The organism is Thermoanaerobacterium calidifontis (assembly GCF_055381745.1).
This window is the reverse complement of record NZ_AP042436.1, coordinates 2,047,632-2,066,652: the sequence shown is the minus strand read 5'-3', so window position 1 is coordinate 2,066,652 and position 19,021 is coordinate 2,047,632. Positions and strand designations below refer to the sequence as shown.

The 19,021-nt window shown below is 35.0% G+C and carries 14 protein-coding genes, 8 tRNA genes and 1 pseudogene; 22 read left to right on the top strand and 1 reads right to left on the bottom strand.

The window, feature by feature from the left end; translation table 11 throughout:
* The first annotated feature begins 302 nt into the window (after window positions 1-302).
* The 22 genes and pseudogenes from ACZ42G_RS10820 to ACZ42G_RS10715 form a co-directional block, all read left to right on the top strand.
* The gene (locus ACZ42G_RS10820) at window positions 303-1,985 is read left to right on the top strand and encodes a peptide ABC transporter substrate-binding protein (protein WP_274893248.1); all 1,683 of its coding nucleotides are present in this window, start codon (window positions 303-305) and stop codon (window positions 1,983-1,985) included.
* Between the two features lie 592 nt (window positions 1,986-2,577).
* A complete protein-coding gene (locus ACZ42G_RS10815; protein WP_013787532.1) occupies window positions 2,578-3,507 on the top strand; it encodes an ABC transporter permease in 930 nt (309 codons plus the stop codon).
* A gap of 1 nt (window position 3,508) precedes the next feature.
* Complete coding sequence (locus ACZ42G_RS10810) at window positions 3,509-4,426, top strand: ABC transporter permease (RefSeq protein ID WP_085111618.1); 918 nt, start codon at window positions 3,509-3,511, stop codon at window positions 4,424-4,426.
* 14 nt (window positions 4,427-4,440) lie between these two features.
* On the top strand, window positions 4,441-5,475 hold the full coding sequence (locus ACZ42G_RS10805; RefSeq protein ID WP_085111617.1) for an ABC transporter ATP-binding protein: 1,035 nt from the start codon (window positions 4,441-4,443) through the stop codon (window positions 5,473-5,475).
* Entirely contained in the window at window positions 5,465-6,424 is a 960-nt protein-coding gene (locus ACZ42G_RS10800) for an ABC transporter ATP-binding protein (protein ID WP_085111616.1), read from the top strand. Before ACZ42G_RS10805 ends, ACZ42G_RS10800 begins: the two co-directional genes overlap by 11 nt.
* A 172-nt stretch (window positions 6,425-6,596) precedes the next feature.
* Complete coding sequence (locus ACZ42G_RS10795; RefSeq protein ID WP_274893246.1) at window positions 6,597-8,351, top strand: N-acetylmuramoyl-L-alanine amidase; 1,755 nt, start codon at window positions 6,597-6,599, stop codon at window positions 8,349-8,351.
* Window positions 8,352-8,497: 146 nt separating this feature from the next.
* A complete protein-coding gene (gene rph, locus ACZ42G_RS10790; protein WP_013787537.1) occupies window positions 8,498-9,277 on the top strand; it encodes a ribonuclease PH in 780 nt (259 codons plus the stop codon).
* Window positions 9,243-9,839 (top strand): XTP/dITP diphosphatase, encoded by a 597-nt coding sequence (locus ACZ42G_RS10785; RefSeq protein WP_085111614.1) that lies wholly within the window; start codon window positions 9,243-9,245, stop codon window positions 9,837-9,839. Before rph ends, ACZ42G_RS10785 begins: the two co-directional genes overlap by 35 nt.
* On the top strand, window positions 9,836-10,363 hold the full coding sequence (locus ACZ42G_RS10780; RefSeq protein ID WP_274893245.1) for a metallophosphoesterase: 528 nt from the start codon (window positions 9,836-9,838) through the stop codon (window positions 10,361-10,363). Before ACZ42G_RS10785 ends, ACZ42G_RS10780 begins: the two co-directional genes overlap by 4 nt.
* 82 nt (window positions 10,364-10,445) lie before the next feature.
* A tRNA-Gly gene (locus tag ACZ42G_RS10775) sits at window positions 10,446-10,519 on the top strand.
* 4 nt (window positions 10,520-10,523) lie between these two features.
* Window positions 10,524-10,600, top strand: a tRNA-Arg gene (locus tag ACZ42G_RS10770).
* A gap of 34 nt (window positions 10,601-10,634) precedes the next feature.
* A tRNA-His gene (locus ACZ42G_RS10765) sits at window positions 10,635-10,711 on the top strand.
* A gap of 4 nt (window positions 10,712-10,715) precedes the next feature.
* Window positions 10,716-10,791: transfer RNA gene (locus ACZ42G_RS10760), tRNA-Gln, on the top strand.
* A 4-nt stretch (window positions 10,792-10,795) separates the two neighbouring features.
* A tRNA-Lys gene (locus ACZ42G_RS10755) sits at window positions 10,796-10,868 on the top strand.
* Window positions 10,869-10,907: 39 nt separating this feature from the next.
* Window positions 10,908-10,994 (top strand) — tRNA-Leu (locus tag ACZ42G_RS10750).
* 8 nt (window positions 10,995-11,002) lie between these two features.
* Window positions 11,003-11,078: transfer RNA gene (locus tag ACZ42G_RS10745), tRNA-Gly, on the top strand.
* 8 nt (window positions 11,079-11,086) lie between these two features.
* Window positions 11,087-11,159 (top strand) — tRNA-Lys (locus tag ACZ42G_RS10740).
* 766 nt (window positions 11,160-11,925) lie between these two features.
* A complete protein-coding gene (locus ACZ42G_RS10735; RefSeq protein ID WP_274893212.1) occupies window positions 11,926-13,095 on the top strand; it encodes an MFS transporter in 1,170 nt (389 codons plus the stop codon).
* Between the two features lie 159 nt (window positions 13,096-13,254).
* Window positions 13,255-14,577, top strand: coding sequence for a helix-turn-helix transcriptional regulator (locus ACZ42G_RS10730; protein WP_274893211.1), 1,323 nt, complete (start codon window positions 13,255-13,257; stop codon window positions 14,575-14,577).
* 33 nt (window positions 14,578-14,610) lie between these two features.
* Window positions 14,611-15,054, top strand: coding sequence for an MFS transporter (locus ACZ42G_RS10725; protein ID WP_274893210.1), 444 nt, complete (start codon window positions 14,611-14,613; stop codon window positions 15,052-15,054).
* The gene (locus ACZ42G_RS10720) at window positions 15,038-15,931 is read left to right on the top strand and encodes an MFS transporter (protein WP_274893209.1); all 894 of its coding nucleotides are present in this window, start codon (window positions 15,038-15,040) and stop codon (window positions 15,929-15,931) included. Before ACZ42G_RS10725 ends, ACZ42G_RS10720 begins: the two co-directional genes overlap by 17 nt.
* A gap of 229 nt (window positions 15,932-16,160) precedes the next feature.
* Window positions 16,161-16,522: pseudogene (locus ACZ42G_RS10715) on the top strand (IS110 family transposase); the annotation flags it as partial.
* Between the two features lie 506 nt (window positions 16,523-17,028).
* Here ACZ42G_RS10715 and ACZ42G_RS10710 read toward each other — a convergent pair.
* Window positions 17,029-18,840, bottom strand: coding sequence for an ABC transporter ATP-binding protein (locus ACZ42G_RS10710; protein ID WP_274893207.1), 1,812 nt, complete (start codon window positions 18,838-18,840; stop codon window positions 17,029-17,031).
* Window positions 18,841-19,021 lie beyond the last annotated feature (181 nt).

The following is a 19,021-nucleotide window of genomic DNA, read 5'->3' as shown; positions in this document are numbered from 1 at the left end:
GAATTTTTAATATATACTTGTATAGCAAAACATCTAATGATATAATAAATAAAAATCCTCGTAAATTGTTTTAAAATTGTGAACAGTAAATTTATCTCAATATCGCATGCATAGTATATTATGAGTAAAATGTTCTTAAACATGCAGTAGATTTTGATTTTCGGTTGTACTTTAAATTAAAATTTTGTGTTGCCAAAGAAGTTCTTCAAATAAATCATACATAGCTGGGGGTGAGAGATGAGGACTTATTTTTGGGGGGAGTAAAATCAAAAATATTATATTTTGATGGGAGGAAATTTTTGATGAAGAGAAAAAATTGGTTAGCTTTATTGTTGACATTGGTATTAGCACTTTCTGCGCTATTGGCAGGGTGTTCAGCAAATAATAACAGCAGCTCTCAAAGCAAAAACAATAGCAGTTCAGGTACTCAAACTGCAAAGACAGATGAGCAAGTTCTGACATTAAATTTAGCAGCAGATCCGCCAAACTTAAACCCATTTACTTCAACAGATGTTGCATCATTTGATGTATTGAATGATGTTCTTGAAGGATTGACAAGGTATGACAAAGATGGACAGCTTAAGCCAGGTTCTGGCCTCGCAAAAAGCTGGGATATATCAAGTGATGGTCTAACTTATACTTTCCACTTAAAAGATGGGATAAAGTGGAGCGATGGAAATCCAATAACAGCTTATGACTTTGAGTACTCTTGGAAGAAAGTATTAGATCCTAAGACAGCATCACAGTATGCATATCAATTTTATTACATCCAAGGCGCTGAGGAGTACAACTCTGGCAAAGGCAGTGCTGACCAAGTAGGAATAAAGGCCCTTGACGATAAGACGTTACAAGTCAAGTTAAAAGCTCCTGCGCCACAATTCTTAGGTCTTACTGCATTTGGAACATATTTGCCACAAGAGAAGTCTTTTGTAGAAAAAGTAGGAGTCGATAAATTAGGTTCAAGTCCAGATACATTAGTTTATAGTGGTCCATTCGTATTAAAGCAGTGGAATCACGATCAAAATCTCGTTTTAGAGAAAAATCCTGATTACTGGGACAAAGACAGTGTTAAGCTACAGAAGGTTAATCTTTTGATAATAAAAGACGCAAATACACAAGCTCAAAATTATGACAATGGTACGCTTGATCAGATGAGGGTTCCAAGCGATCTGATGGATAAGTACAAGAATACAAAAGAATTTTCAATAAAGCCTGTTGCTACCAACTGGTATATACAATTCAATGACAAGAAAGGCATATTTAAAAACGTAAATATCAGAAAAGCATTTACATTGGCTATAGACAGAAAAGCATTTACAGAGCAGGTTTTGAAGAATGGCTCTATACCGGCAGAGTCGATAGTGCCGCCAGGTGTACCTGGATATAACGGGGAGGATTTTTCAAAGCAAGACGGTTCACCATTCTTTAAAGACAATGATGTGCAGGCTGCAAAAGATTATCTGAAGAAAGGGCTTGAAGAATTAGGCTTAAAAGAATTGCCTACAATCACATTTACAGCAGATGATACAAGTGCAGCTAAAAAGAATGCCGAAGCGTTGCAGCAAATGTGGAATCAAAATCTTGGCGTAAATGTGCAGATAAAGAATGAGGCATTTAAGATAAGATTAGACGATATGAATAAAGGAAATTTTGACATGGTATTGGCTGGATGGGGCGCAGACTACAATGACCCAATGACATTCCTTGACATGTGGGAGACAAACAACGGTAATAACACTGCTTTCTACAGCAATCCAGAATACGACAAGTTGATTGATGATGCAAAGTCGACGCCAGACTTGAAGAAGAGAAACGATGACATGATACAGGCGGAGAAGATTGCCATGAATGATATGGCTATAGGTCCACTTTACTTCCAAGCTTATGCAATTGTCACAAAGAGTTATGTTAAAGATCTAATTGTGCCGAATTTTGGTACTGATTGGGAACTTAAGTGGGCATATATAGAAGGTAAGAACCAATAAGAATTCATCAATGAGGATGAACCGGGGTCAATTCCCCGGTTTTTGCATGTTTGCAAATTTTCGTGCAATTCAACAAAGATTTTAACCAACTCTAAAAAATTGCCGAAATGCTTTAAAATATTGAGATTGATTGCCAATGGTGCTATACTTAAAAAGTATTTAGTTTACAAATAACAATATTTTTGTGAAATTTTTGTGGCAGAATTTTTCATAGTTTAAAATAAGTAAATTATATCGGTTTCTTTGTAAATGTAACGGGTAAAAATTTGTTATTGATTAATAAATCTAAATGTAATAAAATTTATGTATATAAAAAATTCAATTATCATATAAATCAAAAAATACAAATAGCGGGGGGTGTTTTTAGGTATAGCTGGGGGTAAGTACTATTTATTTTCACTTTTATTTACTATAGGAGGAAAATTGATAAAGTGACATAAGAATATATTCACAATCAGTGAGCGCGATTGTTACAGTCCGCGGGGGGATTACTGCAAACAGTATGTAAAATATCAACAATGATAAACAGGTATTGAATCTAAATTTAGTTAACATATATATGGTAAACGAATATTTATAGGAGGTGTTTTGGTTGCTAAATTATTCAATTAAAAGATTTGTATACATGCTGATTACAATATGGGTAATCATAACATTGACATTTTTCTTGATGCACATGATACCAGGTGATCCTTTTACGAGTGAAAAAAAGGTTCCACCGCAAATAAGACAAAATATGTTGGCAAAATATCATCTCGATAAACCTCTCATTGTACAATATGGGTATTATTTGGATAATTTAATGCATGGTGATTTAGGAATCTCCCTCAAATATTTAAATAGAACAGTAGACGATATAATTAAGCAATCTGCTCCAGCTTCATTCCAGCTTGGAGTGCAATCAATTTTCCTTGGTGTTGTCTTCGGATTATTTTTTGGAATTGTTGCAGCATTGAAGCGTGGAGGTGGATGGGATTATTTTTCGATGTTTTTAGCGATAATTGGAATTTCCGTTCCAAACTTCATAATAGCTACGCTTTTGCAGCTTCTTTTGGCATCTAAGCTAAAGTTGCTTCCTGTGTCGGGATGGGGTTCATTTAAATACACCATATTGCCATCCATCGCTTTGTCATTCGCTACACTATCTATAATTTCTCGTATGATGAGAACAAGTATGTTAGACGTCATTGGGCAGGATTATATAAAGACGGCAAAAGCGAAAGGACTTTCACAGTTGCAGATAATATGGAAGCACATGGTTAGAAATGCCATTATGCCTGTTGTGACAGTATTAGGTCCATTATTTGCTGGAATAGTGACAGGAACGTTTGTCATTGAACAGATTTTCAGCATACCAGGTCTTGGAAAGTTCTTTGTGCAAAGCATATACGATGAAGATTATTCCATGATATTAGGTACGACCATATTTTATAGCATCATATTGGTAGTCATGATGTTCATAGTGGATATTGCCTATGGACTTATAGATCCAAGAGTAAGACTGGCAAAGGGAGGAAAGTAGAATGGTGGACATAAGCAAGGATAAATTTGAAATAGTAGGAGCAAATGCTTCTGAAAGCCAGTCGATTGTAAGACCAAGCATTAGTTACTGGCAAGATGCATGGAGAAGGCTTAGAAAGAACAAGGTTGCTATGGGATCTTTGATTTTCTTGATACTTCTCGTTATAATGTCGATAATAGGTCCACATTTGAGGCCTTTTGACTACGCTCATCAGGATCTGTTCAATACAAATAAGCCATTTTCTAAAGTTCATTGGTTCGGGACAGACTACCTTGGAAGGGATCTTTTTGTAAGAGTTTGGATGGGTGCAAGGGTATCTTTATTTATCGGTGTCACGATTGCCTTACTTGATGCGGTAATTGGTGTTACGTATGGTGGTATAGCCGGTTATTTTGGTGGGCAAGTTGACAATATCATGATGCGTATTGTCGATATACTTTATGGCATACCTTACTTAATACTCGTAATTCTTTTGATGGTTGTGATGGGTCAAGGTTTATGGACTATCATTACTGCAATGGTTATGACGGGATGGGTAGGTATGGCCAGAATAGTTAGAGGTCAAGTGCTGCAGCTTAAGGAGCAGGAGTTTGTGTTGGCTGCTAAGACACTTGGAGCTAGCCCAGGCAGGATAATATTGAGGCATTTGATACCGAATGCACTGGGTCCAATAATAGTGTCAATGACGTTTGATGTTCCTAATGCAATATTTGCAGAAGCATTTTTAAGTTACATCGGTCTTGGCATAAGGCCGCCTCTGGCAAGCTGGGGTACGCTTGCGAATGATGCTACACAAGTTTTGCTAATGTATCCAATGCAGCTTTTCATACCGGGCTTCTTCATAAGCATAACGATGCTGGCATTTAACATGCTTGGTGATGGCTTGAGAGATGCATTAGATCCAAGGCTTCGCCGTTAAAGGAGGTAAGTATTTTGGGAGATAGAGAAGTATTGTTGGATGTACAAAATTTGGAATATTCATTTGACACGTATGCAGGCGAAGTAAAGGCAGTAAGAGATGTCAGCTTTCAAGTTATGAAAGGTGAATCGTTAGCCATAGTCGGAGAATCAGGATGTGGAAAATCAGTCACGATGCAGGCTGTCATGAGGTTAAACCCTGAGCCTCCAGGTAGATTTAAAGGTGGAAGAATCATATTCGACGGGAAAGAGATATCAAAGTTTAGTGAAAGGCAAATGCAAGCAATAAGAGGATCAGAAATAGGCATGATATTCCAAGATCCTATGACATCTTTAAACCCGACAATGACAATTGGAAAACAAATTGCCGAAGTGATTTTGAAGCATCAGAAGGTTACACGAGCTGAAGCGATGAAAAAAGCTAAGGAAATGTTGGACGTAGTAGGTATACCAAATGCTGAAAGGCGTATAAATCAGTATCCACATGAATTTTCGGGTGGCATGAGGCAGAGGGCCATGATTGCTATTGCATTGGCATGCAGGCCGAAACTTCTCATTGCTGATGAACCTACTACTGCGCTTGATGTTACGATACAAGCGCAAATTCTCGATTTGATGAAAGATCTGCAAAGAGAATTCAATACGTCTATAATAATGATTACGCACGATTTGGGTGTTGTTGCAGATATAGCAGAGAGAATCATAGTCATGTATGCAGGTAAAGTTATAGAGACAGGCACATCTGATGAGATATTTAAGCATCCACAGCATCCTTATACATGGGGACTTTTAAAATCTGTTCCAAGACTTGATGCTCAGAATAAAGAGAAGCTTGTGCCGATTGTCGGAACGCCTCCAGATTTGTTTGCGCCTCCTGTAGGATGTCCATTTGCTGCAAGGTGCAACTATGCTATGAAAATTTGCTATGAGGCTCAACCAGAGTATACCAATGAAACTGATACGCATAAGGTTGCCTGCTGGTTGAAGCATCCATACGCGCCGAAGGTTGAAAATCCTTTTGAAAAGGAGGCGTACGCAGGTGAAAGATAATGTAATACTGGAAGTTAAGAATTTGAAAAAATACTTTCACGTCAGCGGCGGTGTGTTAAAAGCTGTTGACGATGTAAGTTTTAGCATAAAAAAAGGTGAGACATTGGGGCTTGTTGGTGAGTCGGGATGTGGAAAGTCTACTACAGGTAGAACTATAATTGGTCTTTATGAGGCTACAGGTGGTTCGGTGATATTTGACGATATACCTGTTCATAAAATGAACAATGAAATAAGAAAGAAATTTGCAAGAAAAGCTCAGATGATTTTTCAGGATCCTTACGCATCGCTGAATCCTCGCATGACTGTTGGCGATATCATAGGAGAGGGGATAGACATTCATGGTTTGTACACTGGAAAAGAGAGGAGAGAAAGGATATACAGCCTTCTTGAGATGGTAGGTTTAAATAAAGAACATGCCAATAGGTTTCCTCATGAATTTTCTGGTGGACAAAGGCAGAGGATAGGCATAGCAAGGGCAATGGCAATTGAGCCAGAGTTTATAGTCTGCGATGAGCCTATATCAGCATTAGATGTGTCCATACAAGCCCAGATTGTAAACTTGCTTATGAATTTACAAGAAGAAAAGGGATTGACGTATCTCTTTATTGCTCATGATTTAAGCATGGTAAGGCATATAAGCGATAGAGTTGCAGTTATGTATTTAGGATCGATTGCAGAACTTACACAAAGCGGTGAACTGTATACAAATCCATTGCATCCATATACACAAGCGCTTCTTTCTGCTGTTCCAATACCTGATCCGGAAGTGGAGAGAAAGAGGGAGAGAATCATACTTGAAGGAGATGTGCCAAGCCCAATTAATCCTCCTTCAGGATGTAAATTTAGAACAAGGTGTAAATATGCCATGGACATATGTAGCCAAGTTACGCCACAATTGAAAGAGGTTGGAAGTGGACACTTTGTTGCATGTCATCTTTTTGATAAATAAGGCACTCGTTTGAGTGCTTTATTTTTTTGCATTGTAGTTTTAATTTCAAAGTAATAACGTTTAACATCTTAATAAAATCTTAATATGTTTGTAACTTGTCTGTAATATATGTATAATAATATATAAATATGATGAAAAAAATGCCGATTTTATATGCAAAGGGGGGAAAATGTTGAAAAAGGTCATCGCTTTTTTTGCGCTTTTACTGCTTTTGTCTACGTTTTACATAACTGCCTATGCATATAAAGCTACGATTGTACTTGATAACAAACCTATAAGCTACAATGTGCCTGACGTGTCGATTACCGTCGATGGAGGAAAATTTGACACTGGCAATAATCCGCCGCTTATCATTGACAATAGCACAATAGTGCCGCTTAGAGCAATTAGCGAAGGATTAGGTCAAAAAGTCGACTGGGATGGTAAGACTCAGACAGTTACTGTGACTTCAAAGGACAAAGTAATTAAATTGGTTATAGGTAAAAATTACGCTACAGTAAACGGCAATAATGTATCGTTGGATGTTCCAGCAAGGCTTATAAACAACAATACGACGTATGTGCCTATGAGGTTTTTGTTTGAAAACTTAGGTTATGATGTGAAATGGGTCGCAGACAAATACCTAATTCAAGCTACTAAGAAAGTAGATCCTCCCTCTGCAAACAATGTCAATATTGTGAGTTTTACATCAAATTACACAAATGGTATGTATACCATAACTGTTAAAGGTGATGGACCTCTAACGTATACGCGTGGTTCTGTAAATGATGACAGCAGCATAAGAATTTACTTTGACTTCAACAATGCGATAAATACTGTTGCTAATAAGCAGATAAAGATAGACAAAAATGGCTTAAATCAGGCCTACATAGGGCAGAACAAGTTACAACCAGCAGTAACAAGACTTGTTGTGAATATGGACTATTCAATGCCATATACTATAACACAGTCACAAGATAAAAAAGAATTTGACATATCGTTTAAAATAGGGCAAAATAAGGTGACGAACATTTTAGCTGCTAAGGTCAACAATGGCGATCAGATAACGATAAATACAGATGCCGACCACTTTAGCCCATCCAGATATGGTGATAACAAGATCATTATAGATGTGACAGGTGCAAGTCTGACAATGTCTGATGGTAAACTGGCAGGTAGCATATCGTATACCGGAAACGTAGTTACAGGGATTAGGTATTCTCAGCTTGATGCCAATACAGTAAGGATTGTTGCGGAGACAAGCCTTAAAGCAGATTTTAGTGTTCAACCAACTCCTCAGGGCGTATTGCTTACAATAACAAAACCAGACCCTAACAAAAAGCAGTTAGTATACATAGACCCAGGGCATGGAGGTTCTGATCCAGGTGCTATAGGTGTCGGAGGGATACACGAAGCAGATATTAATCTTGCCATTGGATTAAAATTGAAGACGCTGTTGGACAATGGAGGATACAGGACTATGATATCCAGAACAACAGACACTGATGTGGGTCTTTATGACAGGCCTTCACAAGCGAATAATGCAGGAGCAGATGTCTTTGTAAGCATTCATTCTGATTCTTTTGAATCGCCATCAGCAAACGGCACAACAGTTTTGTATTACCCAAACGGTTACAATGGCGATACAAGAGATGAAAAGACATTTGCACAGATAATTCATGATGATCTGATGAAACAGATAAATACCACTGACAGAGGGCTTTCAGAAAGGCCTAATTTAGTCGTTCTCAATCAGACGAAGATGCCTGCTGTTTTGGTGGAGACTGGATTCGTCACAAGTCCTACAGATGCTCAGCTTCTGACTGATGAAAATTTTCAGTGGAAAGTTGCACAAGGAATATACAATGGGATTGTCGATTATTTTGACAAATTATCTAATGGCAGCATAAGCATGACTGTTTCAAACTCCGTATATGGCGGCAATTAAAACAGGCAACAAATCGCCTGTTTTTTTTATATGCTTTCTTGTAAATTGATTTAAAAGGTTTTAAAATAATATTATGGTTTGCGCTCTGGATAATGAAAATTAAATAAGGCTAAAATTATAATATAAAATATAAAGGAGCTGAAGAAATGAAAAGAGTAGATGGAAGGGATTCCAGATCATTAAGACCTATAAAGATAACGAGAAATTTCAACAGATACGCAGAAGGATCTGTTTTGATAGAAGTCGGCAATACAAAGGTCATTTGCACAGCATCAATTGAAGATAAAGTACCGCCATTTCAAAAAGGGACTGGCAAAGGATGGATTACAAGTGAGTATTCAATGATTCCGAGAGCTACTGAAACCAGAACACAGAGGGAGTCAACAAAAGGCAAACAATCAGGACGCACCATGGAAATCCAAAGGCTCATTGGAAGAGCATTGAGAGCTGTTGTCGATCTAGATGCGTTAGGTGAGAAGACGATATGGATTGACTGCGATGTAATACAGGCTGATGGTGGAACAAGGACAGCTTCCATCACAGGTTCGTTTGTGGCACTTGTAGATGCCATGAATAAACTTAAGGAAAAGGGCGCTATAAGTAAACTCCCTATAAAAAGTTTTGTCGCTGCTGTAAGCGTAGGAATTGTAGGCAATGAGAAGCTTTTAGATCTTTGTTACTTAGAAGATAGCAATGCACACGTTGATATGAACATTGTCATGACGGATAAAGGCGAATTCATCGAGATACAAGGAACTGGTGAAGGTGGGCCTTTTAGCAAAAGTGATTTTTCAGAGCTTTTAGAATTAGCGGAGGAAGGCTTGAATAAAATCATACAGGTTCAAAAAGAATCATTGGGAGATATATCATTAGAAATTGGAGTTGAAAGCGATGAAAATAGTTGTAGCGAGCCACAACAAGCATAAAGTGGATGAGATAAGGGAATTTTTTAAAGAAGATTATGAAGTATTGTCGGCAGACGACATTGGATCATATGATGAAGTAGAAGAAACAGGGAAGACGATTGAAGAAAATGCTCTTTTAAAGGCCAGGGCTATAGCAGATTTAACCGATGAACTGGTAATTGCAGATGATACAGGTTTGTTTGTGGACTATTTAGATGGTGAACCAGGAGTTTATACTGCAAGATTTGCCGGTGTAAATGCCACATACGAAGACAACAACAACAAGCTTTTAAACTTATTAAAAGGTGTTCCGATGGAAAAGAGGAAAGCTACTTTTAAAACCGTAATAGCATTGATTTACAAAGGAAGAGAAGCTATAATAGAAGGAAAAGTGGATGGTAGGATAATTGATGCTCCAAGAGGACAATATGGCTTTGGGTATGATCCTATATTTTATGTTGATGAAATAGGAAAGACATTAGCAGAGCTTAGCTTAGAAGAAAAAAATAAAGTAAGTCATAGGGCAAATGCTTTGAAAAAATTAAAAGAATATATAAAAAATAATTTGGAGGACCGCAAATGAGACTATTTGTTACAAGTGATACTCACGGAATGTTGCAATCAGTCAGGAATATTTTAAAAAATATTAAAAATATTGATTACATTATACACTTAGGTGACTATTACAAAGATGCAGAAGCGCTGGATAAAGAGTTTGGAATACCAACTGTATATGTATATGGTAATTGCGATTTTGGCGACAAAGAGAAGTACGAAAAGATTATTGAAGTAGCTGGTAAAAAAATATTATTAACACATGGACATAAGTACTATGTCAAATTTGAAAAAAGCATCATAATAGAAAAAGCCCGGGAATACGGGGTTGATGCTGTGTTTTATGGCCATACCCATGTGCCGCTAATATATAGGGATGGTGATATGCTTGTATTGAACCCTGGAAGCCCTTCAATGCCGCGTGAAGGGTCATCACGGACAGTATCCATAGTAAATATAGAAGATGGCATCATTGTGCCGCAACTAATAAATATAGATGATATGGAGGAATACATTGGAAATAAAAAAAGTGGAACAAAATTTGAATTTTAGGTGTTGACAAAGATAAATATTCCTGATATAATTTAAAACTGTCAGAGCGATGAGGCAGAAACAAGCGATGACAACTGTATATGCGGGTGTAGCTCAATGGTAGAGTTCTAGCCTTCCAAGCTAGCTACGTGGGTTCGATTCCCATCACCCGCTCCAATATGCGCCTGTAGCTCAGTTGGATAGAGCAACGGACTTCTAATCCGTGTGTCGGGAGTTCGAATCTCTTCAGGCGCACCATTTTTTGAAGAATGCGATTTGTGTTTATAATATGGTGGGTATAGTTCAGTTGGCTAGAGCGCCAGATTGTGGCTCTGGAGGTCGTGGGTTCGAGCCCCACTACCCACCCCATTGATGGGATGTAGCCAAGTGGTAAGGCACCAGACTTTGACTCTGGCAGTTCGTAGGTTCGAATCCTGCCATCCCAGCCAGCATGACCCATTAGCTCAGTCGGCAGAGCACCTGCCTTTTAAGCAGGGTGTCCCGCGTTCGAATCGCGGATGGGTCGCTTAAAAAGATATTGAAAGAGGAACAATCTGGCGTTAATGCGGGAGTGGCGGAATTGGCAGACGCGCTAGATTCAGGTTCTAGTGCCAGTCATGGCATATGGGTTCAAGTCCCTTCTCCCGCACCATATATCATGCGGACATAGCTCAGTTGGTAGAGCATCACCTTGCCAAGGTGAGGGTCGCGAGTTCGAGTCTCGTTGTCCGCTCCATACATCATGCGCCATTAGCTCAGTTGGTAGAGCAGCTGACTCTTAATCAGCGGGTCTGGGGTTCGAGTCCCTAATGGCGCACTAGTATTTAAGGATTTTAAAATAAAAAAAGTGCTTGAGAAGTGCTTAAAAATTAAAAGTGTAAAAAGTGCTAATGTGAAAATGAAGGGGTATCCGTTAAAAGGCGGATATCTTTTTTTATTTCCGCTTTAATAATTATGCAAATGATGGTTAACTGTAAAAGCTATGTGTACAAAAATCTACAGAGTATATTGAAGTTAGTATAAGCTACTAAAAAAGTTTATACTCCCTTTTTTGACAGTTGAAGAAAAGAAAAAGCTTAAGAAGCATTGAAAATATTACATTTTGCAACTTATTGATGCTTATAAAAAGTGAGTAATGTTTTTGAAAGTCCTCAAGAATACTGCAATTAACGCTATTTTAAATATCGGAAATTTCAATCAGAAAGTTAAGATATTTTTTTTAAAAAATTATTCATATTACTCATTTTTAAATAAATGAAATTTGACACAAAAATGGGCTAATTGTAAGGCTTTAGGAACTATTTGAAATGCTGTAACTGTCAAAAACCTGGGAAATTATTAATTGAATTCCTTATTGAATAGTGCAATAAAAATAAAAAAATATATTGCATTTGAATTTCGATATGATATAATAAAGTAAATAATATGAAAAATTTGGTTTAAGGAGGAAACTAAGATGAATAAAAAAAGCTTTAACTTTGAATAGTTCAAGTGTTTATAATATTGTTTAATATGATAATGGTTTAATAATTTGGCAATACTATTAAAATCGTGCAATTAAATCCAATAAAAGGTGGAAAAATGTGAGTAGAAATATTTTTCTTTTCATATCATCACAGGTAATTTCTGATATAGGGGATTGGATAGATAGAATTGCTGTTTTAACATTAGTATACAACATTAATAACTCATCTATAGATATGTCGTTTTTGTCTATTATGATGCTATTGCCCTCATTAATCTTTGGAGTATTTGCTGGGAAAATAGTTGATATTTATAATAAGAAGAAAATTCTAATTTTAGGAGATTTTTTTAGAGCTATCTTAGTTTTTTTAATACCTTTTTTTAAAGAATATGTTTTTATTATAATTTTTATTGTATCTAGTATTTCTATATTCTATGATACAGCTAAAAGTAGTATATTGCCGGAAATAGTTAAAAAAGACAGATTAAGACAAGTCAATAGTTTAAGCAGTTCATATAGTTCATTAATGATGGTATTAGGGCCTTCAATTAGTGGTTTTATTATTTCAAAATTTGATATTAAATATTGCTTTTATATTGATTCTTTGACTTTTCTATTATCTATGGTAATGATTTTCTTGATAGAATTATATAAAGATGAGTCCCCAAATGATGTAGAATTGGATCGAACAGAAAAGATTTCATTTATCGAAGGATTAAAGTATATAAAAGATAATTGTATAATTTTCAATACATTATCAATAAATATGATGGTTGGATTAGCCGCTGGCATGTTAAATGGATTACTAATCATGTATGTTTATAAATTTTTAAAAACAGATTCGCAGGGATATGGTGCAATTCTTACTTTTAAAGGGTTAGCAATGATACTGACTTCACTTGTTTTATATAAATATCTAAAAAATGTATCAGTTGATGTTATTTTTAAGTTAGGATTGATAGGGTTAGGAATTTCTACTACTGTATTTCCATTAAATACATTCTTTGTTTTAGCAATTTTGATACAATTTTTTAATGGAATATTCAATGCATTATATTCCATTTCAAGGACTACAATTATACAGGAAAATTGTGATAATCAATACCTTGGGAGGACATTTAGCATGAATACAATGTTAATAAATATAACATCGATTATTTCATTAGCATTTGGGGGTATTGCAGCAAAATTTTTGGGCGTAAGGGCAGTACTGTTAATAGGTGGTTTTATAGTATTAATTAGCGGATTTGTAGCACGAAATAAAATACATTTAGAGATAACATCTTGAAAAGGCAAAAGACTATCTATATATTCTAATGAAATAAAAAACGTAAATTCATTAAATGTTTTATCTTTTATACCAATAGTCTTTAGAAATCATTTATTGTATAATAGATATTAATTTAAGACTTAAGACAGTATATAAAAAAGAAAGTGGGAAATTTATATGGAATTTTCAACTCAAGGTGAAAGGCTAAAGAAAATTAGGAAAATGCTTAAGATGAAACAGAGAGAACTACAGGATAAAAACATTACCAGAGGCTTTATAAGCATGATTGAAAGCGGTAGAAGCACTATGAGCAAAGAAACAGCTTCTGTCATAGCAGAGAAATTTAATAAAAGAGCCAAAGAGATTGGCATAAATCTAAACATAGATGGTGAATACCTTTTAATGACGCCTGCTGAAGAAGCCGAATATTATTGTGTCCAAAAATTAAAAGAGATTAACAATGAAGATGATTTAAGCAAAATAAATGAATTGCTTGAAATTGCAGAAAAATACGGAAGAAAGCGAGTAAACGCACTGATAAGCATTAAAATTGGCGACATAATGTATAATGCAAATAAATATATAGATGCAATATTGAACTACAACAAAGCCCTTGAACTATTGATGATGTATGGATTCAAGGAACAGATACCATACGTTTATAATATGTTAGGCGTTTGCAAGATGAATATAACTGATTATGCAGAAGCAATATTTTACTTTGATAAAGCCATGAGTTTTGCTGATGAAATAAACGATAAAAGCATAAGAAATAAAGCGATTTATAACATTTCATTATGTTATAAACACATTGGCAAATATGATGATGCAATAGAATATGCTGAGAAATTTCTTAAAGATTGTAACAAATCAGATGAACTTATTAACTATATTTATGCAAGTTCTATAAAAGCCAATTGCTTTAGAACGATGGGCTTTCTTGAAAAATCTTTAGACGTATATAAAAATTTACTAAACGGTGTTAATGATGAAGATTCAATAGCAGGATTTATTTACAGCAATATTGGCGAAATTTACGCAGATCTAAATGATTATGAAAAGTCTTTAGAGTATCTTGATAAAGCAGAGAAGATAAGGCGCAGCAAAGATGAAAAATCATTGTCCCATACACTTATTGAAAAAGCCAACGTGTTATTTAAAATAGGGGACACCAAAGAATCTATAAGTCTCATGGAAGAAGGCATTTCGATAGCTAATAAAAACAATGACATAGAATACATCATAATGGGAAATTACAGATTGGCTGATATTTATAAGCAATTAAACGATAGAGAAAAAGAAATAAACACATACAACAAAATATTGGAAGTTGTCAAAAATATAAACAGCGTAAAAGAATTGTTAAAAGTTCACATAAAGCTATCAAAATTGTATTTAGAAGATGATAATGTAGACAAGTGTAGAAATCATTTGAGTGAGGCTGATAAAATTGCAGGATCAATGAGACTGTATTCGAATATTTTTATAAAGCCTCGTTGACTTTATGGTATTATAAGAAAAGAGGTAATATCATTGTTAAATTCAAAGATAAAAATAAATAAGCAATTTGTCTTCGTTTGGTTTGCTGAATTAATATCTATTCTCGGAAGTGGCTTAACAGACTTTGGACTAAGTGTATGGATATATGAGAAAACAGGCAAAGCTACGCCATTGGCTATTTCTATACTTTTTTCAGTATTGCCTGCAATATTTCTTTCGCAGATTGCAGGTTTTGTTGCTGATAAGTTTAATACAAAAAAAGTAGTTATATTCTTTAATACAGGAGCTGCTATTGTGTCTTTCGCTTTTATTTTCCTTTTAAGAAATAACTATTTTAACTTATTTATTACTTACATCATTATTTTGTTGATTGCAGCATTTAATCTGTTTGAGAGTGCTGCTGTCCAATCATCAATTGTGTACATTGTAGACAAAGAAAATCTGAAAACAGCAAAATGGCATGAATCAAGTAAGTGATTCATTAAATAACTTATTGACACCTGTAATTGCAGGCATTCTATATACATTTATAGGATTACAAGGAATCATTATAATTGATCTGGTGACATACGTCATCTCCATGGCTATCTGGATGTTCTTCCCTGCAAGAATATTTAATAAGGAATTTGAAAATGAAAAAGTGAGAGAAAACAGATGGAGCTGGAATCAATTTATTAATAATTTGAATGATGGTTTTAAGTTTATTTTTGCAAGAAAGGGGCTTACATTATTGGTATTTCTCTTTGCAATTGCTAATTTTCTGGATAATCTTGCTGTTGTACTCATTACTCCTTTAATGCTTTCAATTGGAAACAGCACTCAGTTAGGTATTGTTCAGACATTTGGCGGAATTGGCATGTTTATTGGTAGTTTCATTGCTACATTACATAAAAGCGATGCTTCCTACACAAAAACGATAAAGAGTTGTATTCTTAGTGCGTCAGTTTTCTTACTTTTAATAGGAATTAGGGCATCGTTTATTACCGTATCGCTTTGCAGAATGCTATTTTTGCTATTTATTCCGATTTCAAATGTGGCTGCTGGGACACTTTGGCAGTTAAAAACGCCTAAGGAACTGCAAGGACGTGTTTATACAGCAAGATCCATGATTATTCGTTGCATTATGCCTGTGGCATATCTTATTGTAGGTCCTATTACAGATGTTGGATTCAAAAACATTCTTACTGTAGACAATAGATTCATTGATTTTATTAAGAATCTATTAGGTGTAAGTGTGCTGAATTATCGATTGGTATTTATTCTATCCGGAATCACATTGTTTATTGTTATATACTCATTTTTTAAAAATAAATCTCTATCGGATATAGACAAATTGCCAGATTATGCAAAATAAACATTATGCTTTGACAGCATCACGATAGACAGTAATAATCGTGGTATAATTAGAGTGTACAGCACAGAGAGTGGGGACTATTTGAGATTCAAATTCGTAAAATAAACTGATGGGGCTTTCTTTTTGTATAACCACCTTTCCATAACAAAATGTTCAAAAGGACGTATAGTAAAATAAGGGAATATAAAGGAACCGCGCCGTAAAATCTTCATTTATGAGGTGAAAAGTGATGGATAGATTATACGAGAGTTGTTGGGGGATTGATGTACACACCAAAAAATGATTGCTTTAAATGTGGCAATGATGAGGAAATCCGTGAGTACGGAACAACAACAGCAGAATTAAGAGAACTCACTGCATGGCTACTTAATGAAAGGTGTGAAATGATAGCCATGGACAGCACTGCTTCTTATTGGAAACCATTATACAATATATTCGAGCTTTTCGGATTAGGTGCTATAGTAATAAATGCAAGAGACATGAAGGCTGTTCCTAGACGGAAGACAGATGTAAAAGACGCAGAATGGATTGCAGATCTTTTTCAGCATGGTTCTCAAGTATAGCTATGTTCATGATAGGGAACAAAGAAAATGCGCGACAACTCGCTATGGAGGTTTTAAAGTTGTACAAATACTTATTAATTTTTATCGGCACAATGATAATAATTTTTGTCGCAGATTTTATTTTTAGATTAATTTTTCATAAAGATATTCGAGATATAAGCAAAAGCTGGAAATATATTTTGTATTATTCTTTAATTTTATGTATTTTGTTTTTTATGGCTTATTGGATGTTTCCTAATGTGTTTTCTTAAAATGAGTATAATGCCTGCTTCAAATCAGAAATATGCTAACGAAACATGCTAACATTTTGCTAACGCAATAAATAAAACTACTTAAAAAATAAAATGTTCAATCTTAATCAGCGGGTCTGGGGTTCGAGTCCCTAATGGCGCACTAATATTTAAGTCAATCAAAGGGTATCGAGATTTTATCGATACCCTTTTTGTATGCGAAATCACTTTTTAAATAAAAACACACTAAAAAACAAAAAAGTTTTTGAAAGATATTAATGGCGCAGAGTTTAAAATCAAAGCGTCATTCTTTCATTCTAAACTGGGTGTTATACAAATCTTTGTAGACGCCTCCTTTTTTTAAAAGTTCTTCATGGCTTCCTTTTTCAACTATTTCACCATTTACTACAACAAATATTATGTCTGCAGCAATTATTGTGGATAGACGATGGGCAATTACTAAGCTGGTTCTGGACTTTAAAAGAGGTTCTAATGCTTTTTGTATATAAAACTCAGAATTGGAGTCGAGTGCTGATGTAGCTTCATCAAATATTATAATCTTGGGATTTTTTAGTAATGTCCTTGCAATGGATATGCGTTGTTTTTCACCGCCAGACAATTTTATACCTCTATCGCCTACAATTGTATCGTATCCGTTAGGAAGAGATTCGATAAAATCGTGAATATATGCTGCTTTACACGCATTTATTATTTCCTCATCTGTGGCATCTTGGCGTGCAAAAAGTAGATTTTCTTTTATAGTTGTATTAAAAAGGTACGTATCTTGTGTAACCATTCCTATATGGTTTCTTAGAGAAGTAAGTGAGACATCTCTTATATCTACTCCATCTAAAAAAATTTTTCCCATTTTCACATCATAAAGTCTGGGAAGAAGATAAGTAATGGTAGTTTTCCCAGCTCCGCTTGGTCCAACTAAAGCTGCCATTTGACCAGGCTTTATTTCAAAGTTGATATCTTTAAGAGTATCGTGCAGACCATCATAAGAAAAATAAACATGATCGAATTTGATATCACCTTTTACGTTATTAACAACGATGGAATTTTCCTTTTCATAAATCTCGCTTTTTAAATCTAAATATTGAAAAATTCGTTCAAACAATGCCAATGATCTAATAATATCCACGTGTATATTTGAAAATGTGTTTACTGGGCCATATAGCCTTGATATCAGTGATACAAACATGACTATTCCGCCTATTGTAATACTGTTATACTTTATGAGTATTATCCCTCCAACCAAATATATAAGCATCGGCCCTATTGCGATAAAAGTTTGTATTGTCATAAAAAACCATCTGCCAATGATCGTTTCCCTTATTTGAAGTTGTGTCACTTCATTATTTACTTTTTCAAATTCTTTATATTTTTCTTTTTCTTTTGTAAAGAGCTTAATAAGGAACATACCGCTTATATTTAGAGTTTCAGTTATTATGTTTGTCAATTCAGCAAGTTTTGATTGGGTTTTAAGTGCTATTTCCCAGCGTCTTTTGCCAACCTTTCTTGTAGGTATTACAAACAAAGGCAATGTCAGAAGGCTGACGATGGCAAGCATCCAATTTGTGTAGAACAAAGTTGCTGCAGTTGTTAGAAATACAAATATACCAGACAAAAGCTGAATAAACGTATTTGAAAATACACTTTCTATTCCACCAATGTCGTTATTGATTCTGGAAGTTATTTCACCTGTTTTTGCATTAGAAAAAAAGCTTATAGACATGTGCTCTAAATGATTGTACATGATGGATCTTAGGTCTCTGATTATGCTTTTTGAGACAATGCTGTTTAAATATGATTGTCCAACAGCAATAATATTAAGCAATAATGTCGTTGCAAACGACAAAAGAATATATACAACCAAAAGCGTCAAGTTTTTCTTTGGCAGTGCAATATCTATTATGTTTTTAGTTAGTATAGATGGAATTACGCCTAATATGGAAGTAAAAATAACAGTCATAAACAATACTATCATTAGCTTCCAATATGGCAAAAAATACTTTAGTATGCGTAAAATAAGTGATTTCGTGATATGAGGCTTTTCATCAGTCTCTCTGTAAAATCTCTTGCCACGATATCCCATTGATTGCATTTGAATCATTCTTTCGTTAAAAGAAATTACGAATAAATTATATCAAAACTATAGTCAATGTGTCAAAAATGTTTTTTTATTAGGGCAGTCATAAAACACGTCAATATTCTATGGCAAGAGGTACTTATTGTATGCAAGCATAAAGAAGATGAACTCACTTATTCTGTTCATTGTGATATAATAATGGATG

Coding starts and splice junctions, on each gene's coding strand:
- ACZ42G_RS10820 (WP_274893248.1), top strand. CDS start 303: ATGAAGAGAAAAAATTGGTTAGCTTTATTGTTGACATTGGTATTAGCA.
- ACZ42G_RS10810 (WP_085111618.1), top strand. CDS start 3,509: ATGGTGGACATAAGCAAGGATAAATTTGAAATAGTAGGAGCAAATGCT.
- rph (WP_013787537.1), top strand. CDS start 8,498: ATGAAAAGAGTAGATGGAAGGGATTCCAGATCATTAAGACCTATAAAG.
- ACZ42G_RS10785 (WP_085111614.1), top strand. CDS start 9,243: ATGAAAATAGTTGTAGCGAGCCACAACAAGCATAAAGTGGATGAGATA.
- ACZ42G_RS10780 (WP_274893245.1), top strand. CDS start 9,836: ATGAGACTATTTGTTACAAGTGATACTCACGGAATGTTGCAATCAGTC.
- ACZ42G_RS10730 (WP_274893211.1), top strand. CDS start 13,255: ATGGAATTTTCAACTCAAGGTGAAAGGCTAAAGAAAATTAGGAAAATG.
- ACZ42G_RS10720 (WP_274893209.1), top strand. CDS start 15,038: ATGAATCAAGTAAGTGATTCATTAAATAACTTATTGACACCTGTAATT.
- ACZ42G_RS10710 (WP_274893207.1), bottom strand. CDS start 18,840: ATGATTCAAATGCAATCAATGGGATATCGTGGCAAGAGATTTTACAGA.